This is a genomic window from Pseudolactococcus hodotermopsidis, assembly GCF_011170085.1.
GTDB classification, from domain to species: domain Bacteria; phylum Bacillota; class Bacilli; order Lactobacillales; family Streptococcaceae; genus Pseudolactococcus; species Pseudolactococcus hodotermopsidis.
Map to the genome: position 1 here is coordinate 1 of NZ_BLLI01000094.1, position 5504 is coordinate 5504.

The window sequence follows — 5504 nt, forward strand, 5'->3', positions numbered from 1 at the left end:
CTAAAATCAAAACCTTTAAGTGTATGGCTCAGAAATATCGTAATCGAAGAAAGAGGCACTTACTTCGGGCGTCCTTAATTTGTGGTATTATCAATTTCGAAATTTAATTTCGGGAGAAGTCTATTTTTAAAACGCTCACTGCGCATTTGAGCGCTCATACGCTGAGTATTACTAAAATATTCCGAAAACGACTCAATATTTGGCGACTGAATCATCTCTCTGATATTAACGTATTCCTGAACCTTTTTACCCTGCACAGTCATCCGTTTATTGATCAGCATCATCCCGCCAATAAATAAGACAAGCGTTGTCGCAAGTGAAATGCCAACCATTTTTAGCACTTTTTTGCGTTTTTCCGTTTTAATAATTTTCTCAAAATTGTCAGTTGTTGTCATGATATTTCTCCATTTCTTGTTTTAATTTCTGCCACGTGCGATACAAATCTGTCTTAATCTTACTCTCAGAAAATTGATATATCTGAGCAATTTCTTTCACAGACTTATCATTTTCATAATAAAGCGTAACAAGCGAGAGTTGATAATCAGTCAAAGTCTCCAAAGCAAGAGCCAGCAACCATTTTTCATCCTCTGGAAAATGGTCGTCATTCCCATAAATCAGATAAAAACGCTCAGAAAGCAAGGCTTGGTATCGCTTTTCCCGCCGATAAAGGTCATAAAAACGAGACAGCGCCACACGATAAAGCCAAGGCCGCAACTTGTCGGGCGCAAGCACAATATCAGCCTGAATCAGCTTAACCAACACATCTTGTACAATATCCTGCGCGTCCGCAGGATTCGCACCCGTTTTTATCAAATAACGCTGAATTTCCGACGCATAAATCATCAAAATCTGCTCATATTTGCTAATATTCACTATCGCATTTACCTCCTCTCACTTATATAACGAACGAGAATTGATTTGGTTACAAAAAATAAAAGATTTTAATTCTTGATAAAATATAGAAAAACTTTCTCAAACGTATAAATGGTTGACGAAAAGTTGGCTGAAACTAACCGAAATCTGTTTCGTTTTTTGTGATTAAACAAGTATATATACCAAAAAAGCCCCAAAACTTTCGTTTCAGAACTTCCTATCAAACATTATTTCTTATCCAAGCCCATAGCACGTTGAACAGCTTTGACAATTTCAACAATCACAATCATTGCAAATGAGAAGCCAACTACAATTGCCCATTGGTAGCCGTCAAGATGGCTGACATGGAAAATTTTGTTAAAGCCAGGCACAAGAATTGTCACACCAAGTAAAACAAAGGATACCAAAATTGACCAGTTGAATGTTTTACTGCGGAATGGGCCAACTTTGAAGATTGACTGATAAACAGATTTCACGTTGTAGGCGTGGAAGAGTTGAATCAAGCCTAACGTTGCAAAGGTCATGGTCAAGGCATCTGCGTGCTGTACCATTGATACCAACTCAGCATGAGACAAGCCCGACTTAAAGGTTTCGCCGATATGGTTAAGCGCCTCAATCGCTTGCGCTTGGGTCATATCAGCCGTTGTATGCTCGGGGAAGAAGATACCCATGCCATAGACACCGAGGGTCAGCGCGCCTTGGAGCAGACCTTGATAAACAATCGAGCCAAGCACACCGCCAGAGAAGAAACTTGCTTTACGACCGCGCGGTTTATGGCTCATGATACCAGGTTCTGTCGGCTCAACACCGAGCGCAATAGCTGGGAATGTGTCCGTCACAAGATTAATCCAAAGCAAGTGAACAGGGAGCAGAACGCTCCAACCAAGCAAGGTTGCGATGAAAATCGACAACACTTCGGCAGTATTTGCCGAAAGGAGATACTGAATCGTTTTTTGGATATTTGAGAAGACTTTACGTCCCTCTTCAACCGCCACGATAATCGTCGCAAAGTTATCATCAGCAAGCACCATATCAGAGGCACCTTTAGAAACTTCCGTCCCCGTAATCCCCATACCGATACCGATGTCAGCCGTTTTCAGCGCCGGCGCATCATTAACACCGTCACCTGTCATGGCAACGACCTTGCCCTCGTTTTGCCAAGCCTTGACGATACGCACCTTATGCTCAGGCGACACGCGCGCATAAACCGAGTATTGTGTCACGACTTTTTGGAAATCTTCGTCAGACAATTCGTTCAACTCAGCGCCAGTAAAGACGTGGTCTTCCGTATCATTTTCATCAATGATACCCAAGCGTTTGGCAATCGCCTCAGCTGTATCTTGGTGGTCACCTGTAATCATAATCGGACGAATGCCGGCCTCTTTGGCAACGCGAACCGCCTCAGCTGCCTCTTTACGCTCTGGGTCAATCATACCGATAAGACCAGCGAAAATCAGATTATTTTCAAGCGTTTCGCTATCAAGAACAGGAATTTTGCTATCGTATTTGTAAGCCATCATCAGCACACGCAGCGCCTGTTTAGCCAAAGATTTATTCAGCGCAAGAATCTCATCCTTGTCTTTCGCCGTCATCTCAACAACATCATCGCCCACCATTTTCTTGGTAATGCGTTTTAAAAGTTGATCGGGTGCGCCTTTGACAGCGACTAGATATTGGTTATCTGTGATTTTGTGAACAGTACTCATGAGCTTACGATCAGAGTCAAATGGCAACTCAGCCACACGTGGCTCAGCTTTCAATTTATCACGTAACGCAAAATTATGATCCAATCCAAATTGAACGAGTGCCGTTTCTGTCGGATCTCCAATCAACTTACCATCTTGCGAAATTTTCGTGTCATTGGCAAAATTCATCACGCGCAAAGTCATATCATCAGCCGAAATTTCGTCTGTCGCATCTTGCAAAGCACCATTTGTATAAACTTTTTCGACTGTCATCTGGTTCATAGTCAATGTCCCAGTCTTGTCAGAGGCAATAATTTCAGTCGAGCCAAGCGTTTCAACCGCTGGCAATTTGCGGACAATGGCATTTTTCTTGGAAAGAACTTGTGTGCCAAGCGCAAGGACAATAGTCACAATCGCAGGCAATCCTTCTGGAATAGCAGCCACAGCAAGCGCGACGGATGTCATCAATTCATCAAGCGGTGCATGCCCTTGAACAAATACACCAACAGCAAAAGTCACCGCCGCAATAACCAAAATCGCATAAGTCAAAATTTTAGACAAATTGTTCAAATTTTGTTTGAGCGGCGTATCCGTTTCTTCAGCATTTTGGAGCATTGAGGCGATTTTACCAACCTCAGTCGTCATACCTGTCGCAACAATCACACCAAGACCGCGACCATAAGTCACGTTTGAGTTTTGATAAGCCATATTGACACGGTCACCAATGCCTGCATCTTCAGCAACATTAACAGCCAAATCTTTCTCAACTGGCACTGATTCGCCCGTCAAAGCAGCCTCCTCGATTTTAAGCGAGTTGACCTCTAACAAACGCATATCAGCTGGCACAACATCTCCCGCTTCAAGCGAGACAATATCGCCAGGCACAAGTAAATCAGATGAAATCTCCTCAACATGACCATCACGGCGCACGCGCGCAGACGGTGTAGACATTGATTTGAGCGCATCAATCGCCGCCTCAGCCTTACCTTCTTGATAGACACCAAAAACAGCGTTGATGATAACCACCGCCATGATGATAATGGCATCAGAAATATCCTCGCCACCACTTGTCACAACAGACAGTACCGCCGCAATAATCAAGATGATAATCATCAAGTCCTTGAATTGCTCCAAGAATTTCGCTAAAAGCGTTTTTTTCTCGCCCGCATCCAGCTCGTTTTTGCCATACTTGGCAAGGCGAGTCTCAACTTCGCTTGAAGTCAACCCTTTCTTAGAAGTCGCCATAGCTGACAAAACTTCCTCTGCGGTTTGCGTGTAAAATTTTTCTTTCGACAATGTGTTTCCTCCATTTAATCTCGTAAGGGATTCGGAAATATACGCGAACCAAGTTCAAAAATGTCACGAAAGATTTCGACTTCATTTCTAATCAAAGAATTAGTCAAAAACTGTTTTATTTTTGTGTTTAATCGCGTATAAATAAAACGAGACCCGTAGCAACAGCTACAAGTCTCGCATTTTAAGCAAATACCGAGCGTTTTACAAAACGCTGTAATGACGATAGTTGCGCAGAATTTCTGCTTGCTACTCCCTTGAGTTCTTCTTAATTATAACAGAATTTGAGGGAATTTCAAGTCAAAATCTTAAAAGCCCACGGGCGTATCTTTTTCTGGAATATATATGTAAGTTGTCGATTTAATTTTTAGTTAATCTATTTTAAAAGTTATTTTCGTAGAAATATTTTGAAATACCAAAGTTATTGATTATATTTTTAAATATTTTTGAAAAAACAAGTGACTTTTTCATGGATTTTCCGTTAAAAAACAACTCTTCGTAAAAGATTCCGAAAATTATGTTTTAGATTAAACTTATGAAACGCCCGTGTTAAAAGCCAGTTTCATCTGGATTGCTAGTCAGGCGAATTGTGCCATGCAAACCGTCAATCGTTGCGATTTCTTCTGCCGATAAGTCAAGGTCAAAGAGTTCGCCATTTTCAACGATACGAGCGGGAGTGACTGATTTTGGCAAAGGTAGATAACCTTTTTGCAACGACCATTTAAGAGCAACTTGTGCAGGCGATTTGCCATGTTTTTCAGCGATTGCAACCAAGGCTGGGACGCTCAAAACATCTCCTGTTCCAAGTGGCGAATAAGCTTCCGTCAAAATGTTGTGTGCTTTACCATACGCGACAACTTCTTCTTGTTGGTCACTTGGATTCACATAGAGCTGATTGACAACTGGCGCGATTTTCGCTGTTTTTAGCAAGGCATCAATATGGTGCGGTCGGAAATTTGACACGCCGATTGATTTGATTTTGCCAACTGTGACAGCCTCTTCCAAAGCACGCCAAACGTCAGCATTACGTTTTTCATAACCAATCGTTTCACGCGTTGGTGCGGGATTAGGCCAATGAATCAAAAATAAGTCAACATAAGTAAGTCCGAGCTTAGCAAGACTTTCGTCAATCGCAGCGACAGCACCCTCATACGTGACAATATCATTCCAAATCTTCGTCGTCACATAAAGTTTGTCACGCGCCACGCCTGAATTTGCAATACCGCGCCCGACCGACACCTCGTTTTTGTAAGCCGCAGCTGTGTCAATGTGGCGGTAACCCGCTTTAATCGCCTCAATCACTGATTGCTCGGCAACATCGCCATCAGGCGTTTGCCAAGTGCCAAAGCCAACAACGGGAATTTTCTCGCCATTTGCGAGTGTGTAAGTATCTGTTAAAGTCATGATAACCCTCCATTTTTTATATTTGTAGTTTAATTATAATACATATATAGTTTTTTAGCAAAGATTTGAAATGGCAATCTATTTTAAATTATCAGTGTCAAGCGAAATTGAAAATGTCCCCCAAAAAGTCTAAACATGAGTTACATTTATAAAGCAAAATTTGCTTTTAGATTCCATTTTTGATATGATTGAGTTATGATTTAGGCTGAATTTTCAGCTTGATATTCCAGAAGCGTCTTACCGATTCTT

Annotated in this window: 4 protein-coding genes; all 4 read right to left on the reverse strand. The window is 41.8% G+C overall.

Annotated elements, in window-relative coordinates:
- Window positions 1–74 precede the first annotated feature (74 nt).
- Complete coding sequence (locus Hs30E_RS10300; RefSeq protein WP_172209858.1) at window positions 75–395, reverse strand: sigma factor regulator N-terminal domain-containing protein; 321 nt, start codon at window positions 393–395, stop codon at window positions 75–77.
- Window positions 382–873 carry an RNA polymerase sigma factor gene (locus Hs30E_RS10305; protein WP_172209859.1) on the reverse strand — a complete coding sequence of 164 codons (492 nt, stop codon included), beginning with the start codon at window positions 871–873 and terminating at the stop codon, window positions 382–384. Before Hs30E_RS10305 ends, Hs30E_RS10300 begins: the two co-directional genes overlap by 14 nt.
- A 227-nt stretch (window positions 874–1100) precedes the next feature.
- Entirely contained in the window at window positions 1101–3854 is a 2754-nt protein-coding gene (locus Hs30E_RS10310; RefSeq protein ID WP_172209860.1) for a cation-translocating P-type ATPase, read from the reverse strand.
- A 546-nt stretch (window positions 3855–4400) separates the two neighbouring features.
- Window positions 4401–5255, reverse strand: a complete 855-nt coding sequence (locus Hs30E_RS10315; protein WP_172209861.1) for an aldo/keto reductase — start codon at window positions 5253–5255, stop codon at window positions 4401–4403.
- Window positions 5256–5504: the final 249 nt, after the last annotated feature.